The organism is Paraburkholderia sp. SOS3 (assembly GCF_001922345.1).
In the GTDB taxonomy this organism is placed as follows: Bacteria; Pseudomonadota; Gammaproteobacteria; order Burkholderiales; family Burkholderiaceae; genus Paraburkholderia.
On record NZ_CP018811.1, the window covers coordinates 1577034 to 1599120 of the forward strand.

At 62.0% G+C, this 22087-nt stretch carries 20 protein-coding genes; 8 read left to right on the plus strand and 12 right to left on the minus strand.

The features are described from left to right. Window positions 1-19 precede the first annotated feature (19 nt). Window positions 20-1267, minus strand: coding sequence for a glycosyltransferase (locus BTO02_RS07255; protein WP_075156472.1), 1248 nt, complete (start codon window positions 1265-1267; stop codon window positions 20-22). A 385-nt stretch (window positions 1268-1652) separates the two neighbouring features. On the opposite strand from BTO02_RS07255, the gene BTO02_RS07260 reads away from it, so the two are divergent. The 8 genes from BTO02_RS07260 to BTO02_RS07300 all read left to right on the plus strand — a co-directional run bounded on the left by BTO02_RS07260 (window position 1653) and on the right by BTO02_RS07300 (window position 11946). Then, window positions 1653-2135 (plus strand): Hcp family type VI secretion system effector, encoded by a 483-nt coding sequence (locus BTO02_RS07260; protein WP_075156473.1) that lies wholly within the window; start codon window positions 1653-1655, stop codon window positions 2133-2135. A 17-nt stretch (window positions 2136-2152) separates the two neighbouring features. Further along, a complete protein-coding gene (locus BTO02_RS07265) occupies window positions 2153-2680 on the plus strand; it encodes a DUF2778 domain-containing protein (RefSeq protein WP_075156474.1) in 528 nt (175 codons plus the stop codon). Window positions 2681-2884: 204 nt separating this feature from the next. Continuing rightward, on the plus strand, window positions 2885-3445 hold the full coding sequence (locus BTO02_RS07275) for a hypothetical protein (RefSeq protein ID WP_156883774.1): 561 nt from the start codon (window positions 2885-2887) through the stop codon (window positions 3443-3445). A gap of 612 nt (window positions 3446-4057) precedes the next feature. Then, window positions 4058-6775, plus strand: a complete 2718-nt coding sequence (locus BTO02_RS07280; protein WP_232243478.1) for a type VI secretion system Vgr family protein — start codon at window positions 4058-4060, stop codon at window positions 6773-6775. A gap of 41 nt (window positions 6776-6816) precedes the next feature. Continuing rightward, window positions 6817-8757: a phospholipase D-like domain-containing protein gene (locus tag BTO02_RS07285; protein ID WP_075156477.1), complete on the plus strand. Its 1941-nt coding sequence runs from the start codon at window positions 6817-6819 to the stop codon at window positions 8755-8757. 131 nt (window positions 8758-8888) lie between these two features. Next, window positions 8889-10415, plus strand: coding sequence for a tetratricopeptide repeat protein (locus BTO02_RS07290; protein WP_075158668.1), 1527 nt, complete (start codon window positions 8889-8891; stop codon window positions 10413-10415). A 15-nt stretch (window positions 10416-10430) separates the two neighbouring features. Continuing rightward, window positions 10431-11645, plus strand: a complete 1215-nt coding sequence (locus BTO02_RS07295; RefSeq protein ID WP_198039207.1) for an SEL1-like repeat protein — start codon at window positions 10431-10433, stop codon at window positions 11643-11645. 37 nt (window positions 11646-11682) lie between these two features. Beyond that, complete coding sequence (locus BTO02_RS07300) at window positions 11683-11946, plus strand: PAAR domain-containing protein (protein ID WP_075156479.1); 264 nt, start codon at window positions 11683-11685, stop codon at window positions 11944-11946. 19 nt (window positions 11947-11965) lie between these two features. Here BTO02_RS07300 and ureG read toward each other — a convergent pair whose 3' ends face one another. The 11 genes from ureG to urtB all read right to left on the minus strand — a co-directional run bounded on the left by ureG (window position 11966) and on the right by urtB (window position 21907). Beyond that, window positions 11966-12601 carry an urease accessory protein UreG gene (ureG, locus tag BTO02_RS07305; protein ID WP_075156480.1) on the minus strand — a complete coding sequence of 212 codons (636 nt, stop codon included), beginning with the start codon at window positions 12599-12601 and terminating at the stop codon, window positions 11966-11968. 33 nt (window positions 12602-12634) lie between these two features. Further along, complete coding sequence (locus tag BTO02_RS07310; RefSeq protein WP_075156481.1) at window positions 12635-13315, minus strand: urease accessory protein UreF; 681 nt, start codon at window positions 13313-13315, stop codon at window positions 12635-12637. Continuing rightward, window positions 13302-13979, minus strand: coding sequence for an urease accessory protein UreE (ureE, locus tag BTO02_RS07315; RefSeq protein WP_075156482.1), 678 nt, complete (start codon window positions 13977-13979; stop codon window positions 13302-13304). The genes BTO02_RS07310 and ureE overlap by 14 nt, the downstream gene beginning before the upstream one ends. Before the next feature lie 14 nt (window positions 13980-13993). After that, window positions 13994-15700: an urease subunit alpha gene (gene ureC / locus BTO02_RS07320; protein WP_075156483.1), complete on the minus strand. Its 1707-nt coding sequence runs from the start codon at window positions 15698-15700 to the stop codon at window positions 13994-13996. 49 nt (window positions 15701-15749) lie between these two features. Then, window positions 15750-16103: an urease subunit beta gene (locus tag BTO02_RS07325; RefSeq protein ID WP_075156484.1), complete on the minus strand. Its 354-nt coding sequence runs from the start codon at window positions 16101-16103 to the stop codon at window positions 15750-15752. Window positions 16104-16122: 19 nt separating this feature from the next. Then, complete coding sequence (gene ureA, locus BTO02_RS07330) at window positions 16123-16425, minus strand: urease subunit gamma (RefSeq protein WP_075156485.1); 303 nt, start codon at window positions 16423-16425, stop codon at window positions 16123-16125. 183 nt (window positions 16426-16608) lie between these two features. Next, on the minus strand, window positions 16609-17517 hold the full coding sequence (locus tag BTO02_RS07335) for an urease accessory protein UreD (protein ID WP_075156486.1): 909 nt from the start codon (window positions 17515-17517) through the stop codon (window positions 16609-16611). Window positions 17518-17549: 32 nt separating this feature from the next. After that, window positions 17550-18242 carry an urea ABC transporter ATP-binding subunit UrtE gene (gene urtE, locus BTO02_RS07340; protein WP_075156487.1) on the minus strand — a complete coding sequence of 231 codons (693 nt, stop codon included), beginning with the start codon at window positions 18240-18242 and terminating at the stop codon, window positions 17550-17552. Between the two features lie 19 nt (window positions 18243-18261). Then, entirely contained in the window at window positions 18262-19110 is an 849-nt protein-coding gene (gene urtD / locus BTO02_RS07345) for an urea ABC transporter ATP-binding protein UrtD (RefSeq protein ID WP_075156488.1), read from the minus strand. A 9-nt stretch (window positions 19111-19119) separates the two neighbouring features. Continuing rightward, window positions 19120-20325 (minus strand): urea ABC transporter permease subunit UrtC, encoded by a 1206-nt coding sequence (gene urtC / locus BTO02_RS07350; protein ID WP_075156489.1) that lies wholly within the window; start codon window positions 20323-20325, stop codon window positions 19120-19122. A 4-nt stretch (window positions 20326-20329) separates the two neighbouring features. Next, window positions 20330-21907 (minus strand): urea ABC transporter permease subunit UrtB, encoded by a 1578-nt coding sequence (gene urtB / locus BTO02_RS07355; protein ID WP_232243516.1) that lies wholly within the window; start codon window positions 21905-21907, stop codon window positions 20330-20332. Window positions 21908-22087: the final 180 nt, after the last annotated feature.

The window sequence follows — 22087 nt, forward strand, 5'->3', positions numbered from 1 at the left end:
GCCGCCTCGCTTCTTCGCTTCATGTCGCGCGCTGTGCGGGCGACCCTGCATTTTGAGGCTTGCGCCGAGCCGCGAGAACCTCGCTGACGCACGCGGCAAAACGCCGGTTACTGTGCTCGATTCCATAGTGTTGCGCGCGCGCCAGTGCGTTCGCGGTCATCGTGTCGCGCAGGGCGGCGTCGGTGACGATACGCGCGAGCGCGTCGGCCATCGCGTCCACGTCGCCGATCGGCACGAGCATGCCGGCGCGGCCGTCATCGAGAATCTCGCGCGGGCCCGTCGGGCAGTCGGTCGCAACGATCGGCCTGCCGTGCGCGAGCGCTTCGAGCAGCACCATCGGCATGCCTTCGTAGCGCGAACTCAGCACGTGTACGCGTGCGTTGGCGATCAGCGCATGCGGATTGTCCTGATGACCGACGAAATGCACGCGCGGCGCGATGCCGAGCTGCACCGCGAGCGCTTCCAGCTCCTGTTTGAACGCACCGTTCCCGACGATCACGAGATCGTCTTTGACACCGTTGTCTTCGATCAACTTCGCGTATGCGCGCAATAGCGTGCGGTGATCTTTCTGAATCTCGTCGAGGCGCGCGACGGACACGATATACGGCGCCGAGGTTGGCGCTTTCGTTCCATTCGGCGCGCTGGCCGAGGCGCGGATCGCATCGATATCGATCGCATTGGGCAGCACGACGAGCCGGCGCAGCGTATCGCCGAACATCTGCTTGGCTTCGTCGGCCATATGCTGGTTCAACGCGATCACGGCGTCGTAGCGCGCGTATTGAAGCGCGAGGCGCCGCGCCTTGCGCGGACGGTTGCCGAGCCGCGCGTCGAAACTGAAGTGATTGACGCCGAGCCACGCGATGTCGAATTGCGAGGCCCAGCGCCGCAGCGACATATCGAAGTCGACGATCACATCGTGACGCTTTGCGAGCCCGGCAATGCGCTTCCTGATGTGCGGGCGCACGGCGAGCGTGTTGAACACGTCGCGGCCGATGCGGCCGAGCTTGCCGAGCTTGCGTGCGTAGCGGCGCGACTGGAAGTAGTTGAGCCATGGACGGTCGACGAGTATCTCGACCTTTACATCGTGCGGTATCAATGCGCGAAAGCGGCTCACGAATGCCGGCGATGCGTACATCACCGCGAGCGTGATCTCGAAGCGGCTGCGATCGAGAATGCTCAGCCATTGCATTAGCGAGGACTCGATGCCGCCGTCGTTGAAGTCGACGACGTTGAATAGAACGGAAGTGCGCGGGGCCGTTTGGGGCATGGGTGTGAAGAGCGTGGGTCGGTGCCGGGTGCGGGTGGCGATGTGGGGCGACCTGTGATGGTTTGTGGGATTTTAGCATCGGCGTTGGGGCGATCCGTGGGGCGGGGCGGGCCTGGGTATGAGGCATATATGGACGTGGGCCCCGGCCTCGATCTGAAGGTCTTTGGTCTTCTGATAGAGCCGCATGTCACGTGTGGATTTCTACGGAGTCGTCTCAACGAATCCGATGTCTTGCCCGGAAAGCGATCAGATAAAAATACTCAACGTGTAGGAATTTGAAAAGATTCGTCAATTCAATTGCCTCGAAACATTGCTTTTGTCTCTCTTGTGTCAATATGCGTGCCTGCTTTTAGAAATTGATAATCCAGGAGGAGTCAAAGCCGGTATGCCAATTCCTGCCTATATGTGGCTTAAAGACGATGGTGGTGCGGACATCAAGGGTTCAGTCAGCGTGTACGGCCGTGAGGGAAGTATTGAGGTGATTGGTTTCGGGCACGGCCTGAATTTACCTGTCGATAGCAATACCGGGAAAATCACAGGCACGCGCTCGCACTCTCCGATGATGATCGAGAAGGAATTCGATTCATCGAGTCCTTACCTCTATAAGGCCGTTGCCAAGGGGCAGACGCTCGCATCAGCGGAGTTGAAGTGGTATCACATAAACGATGCGGGTCAGGAGCGTGTGTATTTCATCATGCTGCTGGAGGGAGTGAAGATCACAGGCGTTAACCCCGGGATGGCAAATACGAAGCTGGCCGGTATGTCGCAACTCAATCATACGGAATCCGTGTCGATGATGTATGACCGGATCACCTGGCATTACACGGATGGCAATATCAAATTTGTCGATTCGTGGGGCGAGCGCTAGGCCGGGGAGGGAAGTTAATGGCTATTCAAGGGAAATTTGTAGTTAACAACGAGCCGTTCGCGCCATTGATTATGTACGGAGTCGGATCATTTTCCGCGTTTTCGGGCGATGGCAATCTTCGCAATCGCGGCGGATGTACACGAATCGTCAATAAAGGTCCAATTCCAGCGGGAAGTTATTGGATTGTGGATAGACCCCGAGGAGGTCTCTGGTCAAAAACGGAGGCTTGGGTGAGCGACGCGCTCAGCGCGCTCAAGGGTGTGCCGTCGGACCATGCCGAATGGTTCGCCTTGTACTGTGACGATGGACATATTGACGACTATATGTGGGTCGACGGCGTAAAGCGCGGGAATTTCAGATTGCATCCTATAGGTGGCGGCGGTATTTCGCAGGGCTGCATCACACTGCAAAATTATTCCGATTTTCAGAATGTACGGCGAGCGTTACTGCATACAGTTCCTGTTCCGGCGGGTAATTCGGGCCTGCTGGCATACGGTCGGATTGAGGTGATAACGCATGGCGATACTTGTCCGGAAAGTCGTTAAAGGTCTGCTGTTCGTCAGCTTATTCTTACTGTCGATCAGATATGTCCATACCTACCCGCTGCCGATGCCGAATGATCAGGTCGAATGGTGGTTCGTCTTTTCGGAGAAATTCGGTATCGATGATGTTGAAGGTTTCTGCCTATCGGTAACAACCCTTACGGATCTTATCGTTAGCATTTTCGTTTACCTGGGAGTTCTCAAGCTTTGGAAGAATCTACAGACGAGGCGCCGAACAGTTCACCACGATTAGCTAATTATTTTATAAAAGCGCTACTGTTTCTTGGCCTGTTCCTGTTGGCGGTACTGTTCGTCAGTACTTATCCGTTTCCGATGACGGAAGAGCACCTGCGGTGGTGGTCCGCTTTTTCTGTGGCGCTCGGCACCCGCGATGCTAGACATTCCTGGGTGTCGGTGACGTTGCTGATGGACCTTGTCGTCACCGTCATTGTTTATTTGGTGGTTGCGAAACGCGTGGAAGTCCTGGCAAGCGAGCCATCGATCGTGCCCATCGCCAAATCGTTGCTATTCGCCGGTCTGTTCCTGGCGACAGTGAGGTTCATTCGAACGCCGACCACGGACGAGTACACAGATTTGTGGTTGGCCGCCGCACACAATCTCGGTATCCACAGTCTGGAAGATTTCGAGGATTTCACGCTCGCAGTGACGCTGTTTGTGGATCTTGTCGTGACGATCGTCGTGTATACCACGATTATGAAATGCTGGCGAATTTTCCGGGCGCGTCGCCGATCAAACCATTCCGCTTAGCGAGGACAGGGGACTGTCGATACCATTGTTGGATCCCTGATTGATGCTGAATTCCGCCATATCGTCAGAGCAATTTTGCAGTCGATAGAATTTGTCGACGCGTCGCCTTCGGTTGAATCTAACTCGGCAGGCGGATCAGCTTCCGTTCGGAGGCAATAGGGAAATATTTGCGAAATACTCCACCAGGCACTTTCGCGAGATAAGCGCGATGACTTGGATGTTTGCCCCGGCTCTCCAAATGCATCGATTCAGATATATCTGAATAATTCCTTGATATCACCATCTGGTGATTCAGATAAAACTAGTCCGCTTTTAAGAGTATGAAAAGATTTGTCAATGCGATGGTGTCGCGCGCTTCTTTCCATCCTCGTTATGGCAGCATACGAGCCGGCTTGTGAACGACATATAGAAATCGGTCGCCTTCATCCGGCTTTTCCCATCAACTAAAAAGCGCCATGAAACACATAAAGGGTAGGGAATTCGTCCACCTTGTCTTGTGCACAGAAAATCCACGTCGGCGTATGGTCTGGCGTGACGATGCGGCGTCACGCCGCCTAACCCGTGCGCGGAACTGACGTGGGTTCGGTGTTCAGGCCGCTGCACGCGCGTACGTTGTCCGTTCGATGCGAGGCGTTTCCTGCCTGGTGCGATAACGAAGTGCTCGCGCCGCTCAGACTCAGGGGCACGGAAGCGCTCGGCAAACTCTATCGGTATGCACTCGACCTGATGACCGTCGACGCGCCGGGGTTGACCGTCGGGATGGCTCGCGAGTTGATCAAGCCAGACGAATTCATAGGCGCGGTCATCGACATGACAGTGGAGTTCGAGGGAAAGGGCACCTTCGTTCCCGGTATGCCAGGTGGTTCCGGCGCCGGAAACATCGGCGCAGGCGCGCGTACGATTACCGGTCTGATTACCAGCGTCAGGCTGACCGACAGCGACGACCGGCACGCGTACTACCGGGTCATCGTGCGCCCCAGCCTCTGGCTGACAAAAAAGACCGTCGAGAACCGCATTTTCCAGAATAAAAGCGTCGTCGAGATTACCGAGGAAATTCTCGCCGACCATGGCATCGTGGTCGAGCAGCGGCTGGCCGCGCCGAGTTTCGTCAAGGGATATCCGAAGCGCGACTTTATACGCCAGTTCTGGTGCTCGGATTTCGATTTCCTGACCATGTTATGGCGTGAGTGGGGGCTCTACTACTTTTATCGGGGGAGCACGCTTGTCCTGTGCGATTCCCCAGGCGCACATCGAGAGCACGGCAACATGTACGACGAGATCCGGTATCACGCGCCGGACGGTGTCCGCATCGATGAGGAATACATCCACCGGTTGCAAGTTTCCCGCACGATCACGACGGGTCAGGTCGATCTGGTCGACTACGATTACACGCGGTCCCGGGCACGCTTCATGGCCGAAAGCTATCAAAGCGCAAGCGCGACCGACCGGGCGGCGCACTACCAGTGGGGCGACTACTCGCAGCCGCTCGCGGGCGCGCAAGGTCTCGACGCCACGCCAAACGACTTCGGGGAGGAGGGCCGCCATCTCGCGAATGTGCGGCTGGACGCGATGCGTTGCCGCCGCCATCGCCTGAAGGGTACCGGCAACCTGCGTGCGCTGGCGACAGGCCACACGTTCTGGCTGGTCGACCATCCGGAAGAGTCGGTGAATGCGGAATACACGGTTGTTTCGACGACGCTCGATATCCGCAATACCGGGCTGGAAACGCAACAGGCCAATAACGGCACAGCCTATCGGTGTGTGACGGATTTCGTGCTTCAACCGGTCAACACTTTTTTCAGTAACAGGCCGAAAAAGAAACCGCGCGCCTATGCGGAAACCGCTGTGGTGACCAGCCATGGCGATCATGCCGTTTGGCCCGATGCCTACGCACGCGTCAAGGTCCACTTCGTCTGGGACCGGCGCAACCGGGAGGACATCGATGCGAGCTGCTGGCTGCGCGTGTCGTCGCCGTGGCAAGGCAATGGCTATGGATTCGTCGCGATTCCGCGCATCGGCGACGAAGTGACGATTGGTTACCACGACGGCGATCCGGACAAGCCGTTCGTGATGGCAAGCAAGGTCAACCAGTTCAACCAGCCGCCCTGGAAACTTCCGGCCAACCTCGCGCTCACCGGCATACGCAGCAGGGGTCTCGACGGGAGAAACGGCAACCATATGGTGACCGACGACACGCCGGACAGGCTGCAGGTACAGATCGCGAGCGGTCACGCACAGTCGCGGCTCGTGCTGGGCTACAACACGCGCATCGACAGCCGCCAGGGACGAAGCGAGGCGCGTGGGGAGGGTTTCGAACTGGCCACCGACCTGTGGGGCGTACTGCGCGCGAATCGGGGCATGCTGGTAACGACCGAATCGCGCAGCGGCGCGGACGCACCGGCGAAGGACATCGGTGAAACGGTCCAGCGATTGACCGGGGCATACGACGCGCATAAACGCCTCGCGGGCATGGCGCAGATGAACCAGGCACAGGAGACCGATGCGAACCAGAGCGAGGTCGCAGCAGCGATCAAGGCGCAGAACACCGTGTTGAAGGGGTCGGCGAAACCCGACGCAGACGGCTTCCCGGAATTCTCGGAGCCTCATCTGACGCTTGCCAGCCCCGGCGGCATCGAATCGACCACACATGGCAGCACGCACATCGCGAGCGATGAGCATATCGCGCTGACGAGTGGCGGCCACACCAGCATCGCGGCGGGCGCGTCGCTGTTTGCCTCGATCCGTTCAAAGCTGCGGGTGTTCGTCCAGAACGCCGGCATGCGCCTCGTCGCCGCGGGCGGCGACATCGACATCCGGGCGCTGAAGGACAGTATCGGCCTGCTGGCGAGGCTGAAGGTGACCATGACGGCGAACCGCATCACGATCAGCGCCAAGGAGGCGGTCGAGATCGTGGGCGGAGGCAGTTATACGCGCTGGAGTTCAGGAAAGATCCAGAGCGGAACATCCGGTGCCTTCGTCGTGCATTCTTCGGGCCGTAATTTCGCTTCTCCGGACAACGCGGCGACGCCGGAGCAGGTCGAGTCCAGGCCGGCCACGGACGACTTGCAATTCGTGCTGGCAGCGCTGCCCGGCGAAGCGCATCGCTATGCGAGCGAACCGTACGAACTGTATCGGGGCAGCGTGAAGATCGGCCACGGCGTGACAGACGAATTCGGGCGCGTGATCGTGAAGGATCATCAGCCGGGCACGCGGGCGTACCAGGTCAGGTTGAGCAACGGCGGCAAGTTCGACCTGAAGGTCAAGGACGCACTCGATGCCAACCCTTCGCACTCGGATCAACGATCGAATCGCGGCGAACGTCTGGCGTAGATCATCCACCTCGATAGAAAGCCGCTTTCCGGCATCACACCATGTCCGAGCACCTGAACACTCAAAACCCGGTCGACGTTTCGATCGATGAACAGGGAAGAACCGCGTCGAGTTCGGGCCAGTTCTTCCTCGAAAATGATCCAAGAGTAAAGAAATATTATGGCAATACGCTGGATTTTCTGATCTGCGGTGAGGAGGGTTTCAGGTCGATCGCGAAAGATCTCAAGGAAGCCAAAGCATCGGCGGACATCATCTGCTGGGGGTTTGATCCGGGGATGGAGTTGGAGCGCGATATGGATACGTCAAAGCTCAGCGGCGGCGGCTGGCCGAGGGGACTGACGTACGGCGCGTTGCTCGAACAACTGGCCGGTCGCGGCGTCAGGGTGCGTCTGCTGATCTGGTCTAACCGCATCGGGTCCCTCGTCCAGAAAAACATGCCGGGGTATAGCGATGCGCCGCGAGGGCCTTTTGCGTCGAACTATGTGAACATCGACACGCGACAGAAATACTGCATCGACTGGTGGCTGAGAAACCTTCCGTTCGGGGGCGGCCCGGCGAACCCGAACCTGCAGATCATGCTGCGGGACGTGAGCAAGTCCGACGCCAGTCGGGGGCTCGACGGCGAAGAGGATCGGCCGTCCGGCACCGAATCGGCGCTGATGGAATGGTTCGGGACGCACCACCAGAAGCCGGTCCTGATCGATTACGAGTACGACGGCGGTAGTCAGGCCGTGGGTTACGTCATGGGGCTCAACTCGGTGACCGATTTCTGGGATCGCCTCGATCACGAGGTGGAGGACCCGCTGCGCGAACGGTGGTCGAGCAAAAACGGTATCGATGAGAACCGGCACGAAATGGCTACCGAGGCGATACGCAGCACGGCTTCGTACAAGCATACGAAGCCGTATCAGGACTACGCTTGCCGTATCGTCGGGCCGGCCCTCGAGCGTTTGCATCAGAACTTCGTGCGCGGCTGGAATGCCGACCGGCGGAAAGAACCGGCCGCGGTCGAGCTCGCGAGCCTGCCGCCCAGAATTCCGACGAGCGCACCCGACCCGAACCGGATCGTCCAGATCGTGCGCACGCAAGCGCGGGAAAAGGAAAAAACGATCAAGGCGCTCTATTTCCAGGCAACCAGTTGGGCGCGCAACTATATCTACATCGAGAACCAGTATTTCTTTTATCCCGAGTTCGCCCGGCACCTGAAGAAAGAGCGCGAGAAGTTCTGTCAAGCATGGTGCCGAAGTTCGGGCAAACCGCTGGCGGAGATTCCGACGCTATACCTGTTCATCGTGATTGCCCATCCGGAACAGGATGGGATGGTGCCGCGAACCGCGGACACGCTGACCGAACTGGGCCATAGCGACGCGATGCGTGAGCAGATCGATCTGATCGACCGTGAGCAGATTAATCAGAATTACTATGGATCGGTCAGCAAGCCCTATACGACCACGATTGTCGACCCGATGGGCGGTATTCATCAGGTGCACGTACCGCGCCGGGCTCTCGATCGTCCGAGTCTCGAAAAACTGGAGGCGACATTGGGTATGAAGGTGAGCGTCGCGCGGCTGCGGACGAGCGGGCTGGATGCCAACCACGAGATGGCATACCGGGAAATCTACATTCATTCGAAGCTGATGATGATCGACGACGTTTTCGTCACGATGGGCAGCGCAAACCTGAACCAGCGAAGCATGGCTGTGGATAGCGAGATCAACATTGGGGCGTCCGGACACGACATGGTGAGCGCGCTTCGGAAGCGCGTGTTCGAGTTGCATTCAGGCGGTGAAGTGAGTGGTTCGGGTGATCCGTTGTTGTTGCAACGTGTATTTGATAATTGGAACAAGGCTATGAACAGAAATGCAGTTGCGCGAAAGAAAGGCATGGTGATGCAAGGATTCCTGCTGAAGTTCGAAGATCACCGGTCAACCACACTGATGGTTGCGTCGGCTCACATTCCCTCCAGCAACTTCACTGTCTGAGTACGTCAGAAATGGAACGAACCTCACGCGTGCGCCGGCTGCTGATTGCGTTCGGCGTCGTCCTCGCGGTCTTGGCCTGCTGCACGCAGACCCGCCGATTTTCAAACCTCGCGTATTCGCTGACCGCCACCATGTCCGATTTGCCGCGTTATACGAAACTGCCGCTTTTCGATCCGCATCGCAAGAGTTTCACCTGTGTGTTCCAGGACCAGCAACTGCCGCCGGTCGACCCGCAGGCGGAACAGTGGTATTTGCAGGCGCTGGCGCTCGACGACCCGAATATCTTCTACAAGGACAGAGCCTGGGCGCAGATCTACGATCTTTACGCGAAAGCTGCCGGGCGCAATCACTGGAAGGCGATGCTGAACCTCGCTTCGTTGATTCTGAGCGACTATCCAGGCGTACCGGAGCAGGATCCGGAGATCGCGGTCCGCTGGGTCGAGAAAGCGATGCAACTGGGCGTGGCGGATGCATGGCACCGGATGGGCATCTATCACCAGAGCGGACTGATTCCCGGGGGAAACTCGACCACCGCGTACGCGTTCTTCCAGCGCGCGGCGGATATGGGCAGTCCTGTCGCCATGACCTTGTTCGGCGACAAGCTGGGCGGAACCTATGACGATCCGGGCGGCGATTTCTGGGGTAACCGCCCTATCGCCACGAAGATGCTCGAATGCGCGCTGGCGCAGGGCTATGGAGACGCGGCATTCGAACTCGGCTATCTGCAGACGGGCGACTTTTCGCCGGAGGACAAGGCACGGGCACTGAGAACGTTCCATGAAGGCGTGAAACTGGGCAGCGCAAAGTGCGCGACGGAGTTATCGGTCGAGTTTCGAGGTTTTGGTTTGTCCAGCGGTGAAAACCTCATCGGGTATATCGACGAGGCAAGAGCCGAGCGATATACCGTTCTGCGTGACACGCTCGAACGCTATCCGGGCCGATTCAAGCTGCCGAATCTCGACAAGGTGCCGCCCTTACCGCCGGCGCCGCTCCCGAAGTGGGACGGCAACAAGCAGACGCTGATCGATGCCGCCAAGGCCGTCAGCCCTTTGCCGCAACCATCGAGCGGCGGGCAGTTGCAGGGGCGCGAGTTTATCCCCGAGGGTTACGCGGTGCGGCCATGGCATCAGAGTCTGCGAGTCGTTCGCGGCGGGGGACGGGTGCCTGAATCGGGCTACTGGCTCGCGCTGTATGTCAACGGGTCGAGGCGCCACTATGTTCGAAGCGAGCACCCTGAGCAGTATCGTGCGGGTGAGCGATTCGAGCGTGTCGAGACGGCGATCGCTTTCGAGGAGGATATCTCGTGGCACTTCCTTGGCGAGGCCCGCAAGCTTCCGCCACAGCGGGAGTCATTCCTCACGCTGATGAGCGCAATGGGCTGGCTGCGACGGATCGCGCCGTTGTCGACACCGGTCCATTGCAATGGACCGCGCAAGTGCACGGAAACGGGCATCTGGGAAGGCCGCGTCGCAGGCGATCACCCGCTGGCCGCGTTGTACAACCGCTGGGACCGTCAGGCATTTGTCGAGCAGGGGCAGTCTTTTCCCGATCCGCGCGCGCGATTTCTCGACGTGGCGCCCGACCATGTGCAATGGACGTGGCTGGGCGGCGCCAACGCGCCCGGCGACGCTTCAGGCACCACGAAGATCGTGCTTTGACTTCCGGGGAGAACAGTGGAACGAACCTCACGCGTGCGCCGGCTGCTGATTGCGTTCGGCGTCGTCCTCGCGGTCTTGGCCTGCTGCACGCAGACCCGCCGATTTTCAAACCTCGCGTATTCGCTGACCGCCACCATGTCCGATTTGCCGCGTTATACGAAACTGCCGCTTTTCGATCCGCATCGCAAGAGTTTCACCTGTGTGTTCCAGGACCAGCAACTGCCGCCGGTCGACCCGCAGGCGGAACAGTGGTATTTGCAGGCGCTGGCGCTCGACGACCCGAATATCTTCTACAAGGACAGAGCCTGGGCGCAGATCTACGATCTTTACGCGAAAGCTGCCGGGCGCAATCACTGGAAGGCGATGCTGAACCTCGCTTCGTTGATTCTGAGCGACTATCCAGGCGTACCGGAGCAGGATCCGGAGATCGCGGTCCGCTGGGTCGAGAAAGCGATGCAACTGGGCGTGGCGGATGCATGGCACCGGATGGGCATCTATCACCAGAGCGGACTGATTCCCGGGGGAAACTCGACCACCGCGTACGCGTTCTTCCAGCGCGCGGCGGATATGGGCAGTCCTGTCGCCATGACCTTGTTCGGCGACAAGCTGGGCGGAACCTATGACGATCCGGGCGGCGATTTCTGGGGTAACCGCCCTATCGCCACGAAGATGCTCGAATGCGCGCTGGCGCAGGGCTATGGAGACGCGGCATTCGAACTCGGCTATCTGCAGACGGGCGACTTTTCGCCGGAGGACAAGGCACGGGCACTGAGAACGTTCCATGAAGGCGTGAAACTGGGCAGCGCAAAGTGCGCGACGAAGTTATCGGTCGAGTTTCGAGGCTTTGATTTGTCCAACGGTGAAAACCTCATCGGGTATATCGACGAGGCAAGAGCCGAGCGATATACCGTTCTGAGTGACACGCTCGAACGCTATCCGGGCCGATTCAAGCTGCCGAATCTCGACAAGGTGCTGCCGTTACCGCCGGCGCCGCTCCCGAAGTGGGACGGCAACAAGCAGACGCTGATCGATGCCGCCAAGGCCGTCAGCCCTTTGCCGCAACCATCGAGCGGCGGGCAGTTGCAGGGGCGCGAGTCGATCCCCGAAAGTTACGCCGCCGTACGGCCATCGCATCAGAGTCTGCGTGTCGCTCACGGTCGGGAACGGGGTGGGCGTGCGAACGTGCCCGGCGGCGCGCCTGACATGCCGAAGACGCAGTTCGCACTTTGATCCGCGCAACAACCCAGGTATTCGAGTTCCAACCGATATGGCACGACAGATAATCGTAGTGGGCGATACGCTTTCCCCGCATGGGGGGTATGTCAGGACAGGGTCGCAGGCCGATGCGGTGGACGGCCGGTCCATCGCCCGAAAAACGGACCTCGTGGACTGCGCCGCACACGGCGTGAATCCGATCGCGGAAGGCGATTCATCGACGATGTTCGACGGTCTGCCCGTGGCGCTCGAAGGGCATCGCGCGTCGTGCGGCTGCCTGCTGGTCAGCCGTCGGAAGACGCTGGCGCTTGGCTAACGATGTATAGGCAGCCCGCTCAAACCACCAGCAACCCCTTCTTCTCGATAAACGAAATCACCTGATCAAGCCCGTCGAGCGCCTTCAGATTGCACATCACAAACGGCCGCTCGCCGCGCATCTTCTTCGCATCGGAAGCCATCACATCGAGATTCGCGCCCACCAGCGGCGCGAGGTCGGTCTTGTTGATCACCAGAAGATCCGACTTCGTAATCCCCGGGCCGCCCTTACGCGGAATCTTCTCCCCGCCTGCGACATCGATTACGTAAATCGTCAGATCGGAAAGCTCGGGACTGAACGTGGCCGCCAGATTGTCGCCGCCCGACTCGATAAACACGATATCCGCGTCGGGAAAGCGCGTCAGCATCCGGTCGACCGCTTCGAGATTGATCGATGCATCCTCGCGAATCGCCGTGTGCGGGCAGCCGCCGGTCTCGACGCCCATGATCCGCTCCGCAGGCAACGCGCCCGCGACCGTCAGCAGCCGCTGGTCTTCCTTCGTATAGATGTCGTTGGTAATCGCGACGAGGTCGTAGCGGTCACGCATCGCCTTGCAGAGCATTTCGAGCAGCGTCGTCTTGCCCGAGCCGACCGGGCCGCCGACACCGACGCGCAGCGGCGGCAGTTTCTTCGTGCGTGGAGTGCGTGCGTTCATGGTGTTCCAAACCTTCTGAGCGAGAGCGAATAGCTATGAGCGAAAGAGCCGCGAATACTGCGACTCGTGGCGCGCCGACAGAATGCCGAGCTGCGGCGCGAACGTGTTGATGTCCTCGGGCGACGTCGCTAGCGCGCGTGTCACCGCGGCGTCGATTGCGCTGCGCAGCGCAACGATAATCCGCTGTCCGGCGAGCTGCCCGAGCGGCACCGCTTTCAGCGCCGCCGCCGCCTGGTTTTCCACCCAGCCGAATGCATAGGCGGCGAGCGCCGCATCGGTAGCGGCATCGTGTGCGAATGCCGCGAATGCGAACGCGCTCGGCTGGGCGATCGGCGTCATCGCGTCGAGTGTGGCGCGCCGCGCGGCGTCGCCCCATTCGAGCGAGGCGCACAGCTGCCGCAGCGACCAGCCCATTTGCTCGGTTTCGCGCCGCAATTCCAGCGACTCGCGGCTGGCGAGAAATTCGCTGTTGGCCGCGGCGAGCGCTGCAGCGTCATGTACACGCCAGCGTTCGAGCTGATGCGCGAGAAACGGCAATTCGCCCGTCGCGAGCACGTTCATGAGCCCGCTTGCGATCCAGTCGCGCGCGCTGTCGGCATCGGTGACCAACTGCGCCTCGATGGCCGCTTCGAGTCCCTGCGAATAACTGAACGCGCCGATCGGCAACGCCGGCGACGCGAGATGCAGCAGCGCGGTGAGTTCAGCGATGCGCATGATGATGGTGGCCGTGCGAGCACGACGCGTCGCAGTGGTCATGATCGTGGCCGTGATCATGCGAGTGCGAATGCGCGTGTCCATGGTCATGCGAATGTGCGTGCTCATGCGCGTGCTCATGCGCGTGCTCATGCGAATGCGCATGCCCATGATGCTCGTCGAACACCTTCTGCGCGACCGCATAGTCCTCGGCAAACGTCTCGTCGTGCCCATGCCGATGTCCGCCGCCATAAGCGCCGGTTTCCGGCTGAAACGGCAGCGACGCCTGTTCGACCGACGCACCGAGTCGCGTCAACATGTCCGCGAGCACCGCATCGTATTCGAGCTTCAGATAATCGACGCCCACTTCAACCGGCGTATGCCGGTTACCGAGGTGGTAAGCGGCGCGCGTCAGCGTCAGCGCGTCGGGTGCGCGCACGAGCAGCACGGCTTCCGCAGCCGCGCATACGCGCACGAGGCCGCCGTCGTCGGCAACGAGCACATCGCCGTCGCGCAACACCGTGCCGCGCGGCAGCACAAGCGCGACTTCTTCACCGCTGTCGAGTGTTGCAGCAAGACGGCTCTTGCAACGCGCTTCGAACGGCAGGGTCAAACCGGGCGCGCGCGTAACCAGCACGCGTGCGATCTTCACATGCGCATCGAGGCGTTTGTCGATCGTTCTCATACACGTCAAATACGTCAGAAAAGAAAATACCGCTGCGCCATCGGCAGCACCTTCGCGGGCTCGCAGGTCAGCAGCTCGCCGTTCGCGATCACCTGATACGTCTCCGGATCGACGCTGATAGCCGGCTGCCACGCATTGTGAATCATGTCGGCCTTCGTCACGCTGCGACAGCCTTTCACCGCGACGATGCGCTTCGAGAGCCCATAGCGTTCCGCCACACCGGACGCGGCCGCCAACTGCGACACGAATGTCAAAGACGTACGCCCCAACGCGCCGCCGCGCGTCGCGAACATCTCGCGATAGTGAACGGGCTGCGGTGTCGGAATCGACGCGTTCGGATCGCCCATCTGCGCGAGCGCGATCATGCCGCCTTTCAGGATCAGCGACGGCTTGATGCCGAAAAACGCCGGCTCCCACAGCACGAGGTCCGCCCATTTGCCAGGCTCGATCGAACCGACCTCGTGCGCAATGCCATGCGTGAGCGCCGGATTGATCGTGTACTTCGCGACATACCGCTTCGCGCGGAAATTGTCGTTGCGTGCGTTGTCTTCGGGCAGCGCGCCGCGCTGCGCCTTCATCTTGTGCGCGGTCTGCCACGTGCGGATGATCACTTCGCCGACGCGGCCCATCGCCTGCGAATCCGACGACAGCATCGACAGCGCGCCGAGATCGTGCAGGATATCTTCGGCGGCGATCGTTTCGCGGCGAATCCGCGATTCGGCAAACGCGATGTCTTCGGCAATCGACGGATCGAGGTGATGGCACACCATCAGCATGTCGAGATGCTCGTCGAGCGTATTGACCGTGTAAGGCCGCGTCGGATTCGTCGACGACGGCAGCACGTTCGCCTCGCCGCACACCTTGATGATGTCGGGCGCGTGGCCGCCGCCCGCGCCTTCGGTGTGATACGTGTGGATCGTGCGGCCCTTGAACGCGGCGACCGTCGCTTCGACGAAACCCGCTTCGTTCAGCGTATCGGTGTGGATCGCGACCTGCGTGTCGGTGTCGTCCGCCACGCTGAGCGCGTTGTCGATCGCGGCCGGTGTCGTGCCCCAGTCCTCGTGCAGCTTGAGGCCGATCGCGCCCGCGGCAATCTGCTCGAGCGCCGGCGCCGGCTGACTCACGTTGCCCTTGCCGAGAAAGCCGAGGTTCATCGGATAGCCGTCGGCGGCCTGCAGCATGCGCTCCATATGCCATGGGCCCGGCGTCACGGTCGTCGCGTTCGTGCCGGTGGCGGGGCCCGTGCCGCCGCCGAGCATCGTCGTCACGCCGCTCGCGAGCGCTTCGTCGATCTGCTGCGGGCTGATGAAGTGAATATGCGTATCGATGCCGCCCGCGGTGACGATCAGCCCTTCGCCCGCGATCACTTCGGTCGCGGCGCCCAGCGGGATCGTCACGCCCGGCTGGATATCGGGATTGCCGGCCTTGCCGATCGCCGCGATGCGGCCGTCCTTGAGGCCGATGTCGGCCTTCACGATGCCCCAGTGATCGAGTATCACCGCGTTCGTGATCACCGTATCGACCACGTCGGCCGCGAGACGCTGCGACTGGCCCATGCCGTCGCGAATCACCTTGCCGCCGCCGAATTTCACTTCTTCGCCATAAACGGTGAAGTCGCGTTCGACTTCGATCACGAGATCGGTGTCGGCGAGTCGAACACGGTCGCCCGTCGTGGGGCCGTACATCTCGGCGTAGGCGCGGCGGCCAATGCGTAATGTCATGTCTGGAATCCGAAAGGATGCGGTGCTGAATCCGGTGCGGGTCGACGCGTCAGGCGTCGACGTTGGTCGTGCTCGATGCCGGCACTTCGATTGGCCGGTCGAGCTTGCCCATCACCTTGCCGTTGAAGCCGTACACGATGCGCTCGCCCGCCAGTTCGACCAGTTCGACCGTGCGTTCCTGGCCCGGCTCGAAACGCACGGCGGTGCTCGCCGCGATATTGAGCCGGAAGCCGCGCGCAGCCGCGCGATCGAACGCGAGCGATGCGTTTGCTTCATGAAAGTGGTAATGCGAGCCGACCTGCACCGGCCGGTCGCCGGTGTTCGCTACGGTCAGCGTGATGGTGGTGCGGCCGGCGTTGAGCTCGTGCTCGCCGTCGTCGGTGATCAGTTCGCCGGGAATCATCGCGCGCTCCTTCGCAACTTCACGGAATAGGGTGGTGGACCGTCACGAGCTTCGTGCCGTCCGGGAAGGTCGCTTCGACCTGGATGTCGGGAATCATCTCGGGCACGCCTTCCATCACGTCGTCGCGCGTCAGCAGGGTCGTGCCGTAATGCATGACTTCGGCGACGGTGCGGCCGTCGCGCGCGGCTTCCATCAGTGCCGCGGTGATGTACGCGACGGCTTCCGGGTAGTTGAGCTTGAGGCCGCGCGCGCGGCGACGTTCGGCAAGCAGCGCCGCGGTGAAGATCAGTAGTTTGTCTCGCTCGCGTGGTGTCAGCTTCATCGAAGGTTGTTGTAGTGCGGATCAGTTGAAGGCAGGCGGTGGGCGTCGTGTTTCAGCGCGAGCGGTTAAGAGCAAGGGCTATGCCATCGTGGTGCATAGGTGCGCTGCCGACACAAAGCGCTAGCAGTGCACCGCGATAGCGCGGGCGCGTGCTCCGTTGTGGTGCGAAACACGGGGCCGCGCTCACGTCGACCACAACCGCAACGGCGCCGCTTCGACGCGATGCACGATCGGCCGCAGGTCCATCCAGCATTGCGTCAGCGCGCGCTGTAGCGGCTCCATCGAGCGCGCCACCACGCGAACCAGCAGCACGCCGCAGCCCGCAAGCGGGCCCGTTTCGCAGCGCACGCACGACGCACCCGCGCGCAGCGTCGCGTCGAACGGCAGTTTCGCGCTCAGCGCTTCGGCAAGCGTCTCGTCGCACGCGGCGCCGACAGCCCATAGCGTACCGAACGCCGGAAAGCCGGCGAGCCCTTGCGGCGCGTCGCGCAACGCGGCATCGGCCGCGATCAGTGCGCGTTCGAACCACAGCGCTTGGCCATCGGGTCCGACGATCCGCGCGACCGAACGCAAATGCCCCGCGCTCCAACGCTCGCCGGCCGCCTGCCTGCCCAGTTGCGCGGCATCCCAGCCGATGGCGCTCGCGCCTTCGGCCAGCGACAGCGTGAAATCGAGCGACGCATGCGCGTTGTCGAACACGATATTGTTTTGCGGCAGCCAGTCGAGCTTCGCGCGCGGCCCGACACGAATGCCGATCCGTTGCCGCGCGGTACGGCCGTTCGACTTGTACCACTTCGTTGCGCCGGGCGTAGTGAGGACCGCGTGCGTGTCGGCCGCGAGCGCGATGTCGATGTCGAGCGCGTCGCCGCCCGCGATACCGCCGGGCGGATGCACGATCACCGCATGACAGATTGCGTCGCCTTCGGGATAGAGCGGCCGTTGCACGCGCAACGGTCCTTCATGGAGCCGGTGCGCGAGCGTGGTGCGCACGCCGCGATGCTTTTCGAAGCCGAGTTCGAGCCGCGCGCGCCAGTGCGCATGCGAGGTGGGATCGGCGGCGGCGAGGGCCGCGTGGTTTTCGTGCAGCGACATGCGGCGAGCGTATCACGTCAGGTTGGTGCGCCTCAAACGGCGATCAACGCGCGTACGCCGTCCTGATCCATATTCGCGCCGTCTCCACCCGCGATGATCTCGCCGCGGCTCATCACCCAATAGCGGTCCGCAATCGCCTTCGCGAAGTCGTAATACTGCTCGACGAGCAGCACGGTGAGCCCCATTTCTTCGACGAGCTGCCGCAACGTGCGCCCGATGTCCTGAATGATCGACGGCTGGATGCCTTCGGTCGGCTCATCGAGAATCAGCAGTTGCGGCTCGCTCATCAGCGCGCGTCCGATCGCGAGCTGTTGCTGCTGGCCGCCCGACAGATCGCCGCCGCGGCGCGCACGCATGTCCTTCAGCACCGGAAACAGCTCGTAGATGCGCTCGGGAATGCGCTTGGGCGCCTTACGGCTCGCCGCGCCGACGAGCAGATTCTCTTCGACGGTCAGTCGCGGAAAAATGTCGCGGCCCTGCGGCACGTACGCGAGTCCTTGCGCGACCCGCGCGTGCGGCGGCAACTTCGTGAGCGGCGTGCCGCGCCATGCGATCGAGCCGTTTTTCGTCGGCACGACGCCCATCAGGCAGCGCAGCAGCGTGGTCTTGCCGACGCCGTTGCGGCCGAGCAGCACGGTCAGCTTGCCGTCGGGCACCTCGAGCTTCACGTTGCGCAGAATATGGCTGCCGCCGTAGTACTGGTTCAGATTCGTGACTTCGAGCATGGTAGGGGGGGCTCCGTATTCAGCGTCCGAGATACGACTCGATCACCTTCGGGTCGTTCTTCACGGTATCGAGCGTGCCGTGCGCGAGCACGCTGCCTTCGGCCATCACGGTGACCATGCCTGCATCGCCGGCGAGCGCGGCGACGAATTCCATATCGTGCTCGACGACCATCATCGAACACGTACCGCGCAGATGGTTGAGCAGATCGGCAAGCTGCATCGTCTCGTCGTCGGTCATGCCGGCCGCCGGTTCGTCGAGCAGCAGCAGCGCCGGCTGTTGCATCAGCAGCATGCCGATTTCGAGCCGCTGCTTCTGCCCGTGCGACAGTTCGCCGGCGGGCCGCCGCGCTTCGCCTTCGAGGCGGAGCAGTGCAAGCGTTTCCTCGATGCGCGCCTGCGCCGCGCGATCGAGCCGCGCGCGCAGCGAGGCGAACCAGCCCTTGTCGGTTTTCATCGCGAGCTCGAGGTTTTCCCAGACCGGGTGCTGCTCGAACACGGTCGGCTTCTGGAACTTGCGGCCGATGCCGACGCGCGCGATCTCGGGCTCGTTCATACGCGTGAGGTCGATCGTCTGGCCGAGAAACACCTTGCCCGAGTCCGGCTCGGTCTTGCCGGTAATCACATCCATCATCGTGGTTTTACCGGCGCCGTTCGGGCCGATGATGCAGCGCAGTTCGCCCGCATCGATCGACAGCGTCAGCTCGTTCAGCGCGCGAAAGCCGTCGAAGCTCACCGTCACGTCTTCGAGATACAGAATCGTGCCGTGCGAGATGTCGATCTCGCCGGGCGTCACGGCGTGGCCCATGCCGGCGACGCCGCTATAGGCGCGCTCGTCGATCGCGTCGGCTTCGTAAACGTATTGGCTCATATGCGATCCTTAGAGGCGGTTCTTCTTGCGCGTCGTGAGCATTCCGATCAGCCCCATGATGCCGTTCGGCAGCAACAGCGGCACGAGCACGAAAATCGCGCCGAGAAAGAACAGCCAGTATTCGGCGAAGTGCGCGGTAAAGAAGCTCTTCGCGCCGTTCACCGCAAACGCACCGATAATCGGGCCGATCAACGTGCCGCGTCCGCCGACCGCGACCCAGATCGCCATCTCGATCGAATTGCCCGGCGACATTTCGCCCGGATTGATGATGCCGACCTGCGGCACGTACAGCGCGCCCGCGATGCCGCACAGCACCGCCGAAACGGTCCATACGAAAAGCTTGTACGCGAGCGGGCTGTAGCCGAGGAACATCAGCCGCGTCTCGCCGTCGCGCACCGCGGTGACCACGCGGCCGAGCTTCGACGTGACGACGGCGCGCGCGCCGATGAACGTCAGCACGAGCACGGCGAACGTCATGAGGAACAGCACGGTGCGCGTGCCCGGATGCGTGATCGGGAAGCCGGCGATGCGCTTGAAGTCGGTGAAACCGTTATTCCCGCCGAAGCCGGTTTCATTGCGGTAGAACAGCAGCATCGCGGCAAACGTCATCGCCTGCGTGATGATCGACAGGTACACGCCTTTCACGCGCGAGCGGAATGTGAAGAAGCCGAACACCCACGCGACCACGGCCGGCGCGAGCACGACGAGCAGTAGCGCGTACGCGAGATGCTGCGTGCCTTGCCAGTACCACGGCAGTTGATGCCAGTCGAGAAACACCATGAAGTCGGGCAGGTCGCTGCCGTATTTGCCGTCGTGGCCGATCGCGCGCATCAGATACATGCCGATCGCGTAGCCGCCGAGCGCGAAGAAGAGGCCGTGCCCAAGGCTCAGAATGCCGCAATAGCCCCAGACGAGATCGAGCGCGAGCGCGGCGATCGCGTAGCACATGAACTTGCCGGCGATCGTCATCGCGTAGGCCGACAGATGGAACGCGCTCGTTTGCGGCAGCACGAGCGCGGAAAACGGCACGCCGAGGCCGATCACGATCATCAGTGCGATCAGCGCCTGCCATGCGCGGCGCGACAGCAGCGCGGGGCGCGGCGGCAAACCGAGCGCGAAGCCGGACAGGTCGGCCGGGTTGGCGTCGCCTGCCGTGCCGTTCGCCGCGGTGCGCGCGTCGACGGCGGCGGGTGAGGAAGTCGTGACGGAAGTCATGTCGTTACGCCTCCGCGCTGCGGCCCTTCAGGGCGAACATGCCCTGCGGACGCTTCTGGATAAACAGCACGATCAGCACGAGCACCGCGATCTTCGCGAGCACCGCGCCCCAGAACGGCTCGATGGTCTTGCTGACGAGGCCGAGCCCGAAGCCGCCGAGCACCGTGCCGGCGATCTGGCCGACGCCGCCCAGGACGACCGCCATAAACGAATCGATGATGTAGCTCTGGCCGAGGTCCGGTCCGACGTTGCCGATCTGCGAGAGCGCGCAGCCGCCGAGGCCCGCGATGCCGGCGCCGAACGCGAACGCGTACGAGTCGACGAGGGCGGTCTTGACGCCGACGCATGCGGCCATGCGGCGGTTCTGCGTGACGGCGCGCACGAACAGGCCGAGACGCGTTTTCGTCAGCACGGCCCACGCGATGCCGACCACGATCAGCGAGAACGCGAGAATCGCGAGCCGGTTGTACGGCAGGATCAGGTTCTGCATCACGGTGACGCCGCCGCTCATCCACGACGGGTTCACCACTTGCACGTTCTGCGCGCCGAAGATCATGCGCGTGGCCTGGATCAGGATCAGGCTGACGCCGAAGGTCGTGAGCAGCGTTTCGAGCGGGCGGCCGTACAGGTGCTTGAGCACGAGCCGTTCGAGCACGATGCCGACCAGCGCCGCCGCGACGAACGAGGCAGGAATCGCGAATAGCGGATACCAGTCGAATGCGCCAGGTGTGTAGCGTTGCATCAGGTTCTGCACGACATAGGTGGCGTACGCGCCGATCATCAGGAATTCGCCGTGCGCCATATTGATCACGCCGATCAGGCCATAGGTGATCGCGAGGCCGAGCGCCGCGAGCAGCAGTACGCTGCCAAGCGACAGTCCCGCGAACACGGTGCCCACGATTTCGCTGCGGCGCTGGATCGCGTCGAGCGCCTCGATGCCTTGCTGTGCGGCCGCGCGCACACGTGCATCGGACTCCGCGAAGCTGCCGTCTGGCTTCTTCGCGACGATCGGGCGCAGCAGTTCGTTCATCTCGAGATCGTGCCGCGCGGCGACGAGCTGCACGGCTTCGAGCCGCTTCGCGGCGTCGGGGTCGTGCAGCGCGGTCATGGCCCACAGCACGTCGAGGCGGCGTTTCAAGGCCGGGTCGGTTTCCTTGGCGCGTGCCGCGTCGATCATCGGCTTCATCGCGATGTCGGGGCTTTTCAACAACTCGCCGATCGCGGCGCGCCGCGTTTCGAGGTCCGGCGAGGCGAGCTGCAGGCCCGAGAGCGCGCCCGCGACTTTCGAGCGCAACAGGTTATTCAGCGTGACCGGTTGCGCGTCGCCTGCTGCGACTGTTTTACCGGTTACTGCATCGGTGGCGTGGTCGCCGCCGTCGGCCGATTGAATCAGCACTTCGCCGGAGTCGGTCGCGAGTGCGTTGTCTTCGGAGAGCGCTTTCAATAGCGCGAGCGACGGCGCGTCGTGCATCGCGATCAGCTTGTCGATCGCGGCGGACTTCGCGTCGAAGTCGTCGGCGGCGAGCGGTGCGACGTCGGCCGTCGTCAATGCGAACGCATGTAGCGGGGCGGCCAGCGCCATATACAACGCGCACGCGGCAACAGCGGAGAAAAAGCGCGAGGCGCTGGCTTTGCGCCGCACGAGTCTGGAGAAGAAGAACGCCATGATGGCCTTTGAAGAGAAAACCGGCATGCATGCCGGCGGCATCGGATGATGCGTCCGATGCCGCGTGCTACAGATCGAGCCCGGCTTCGATCGACG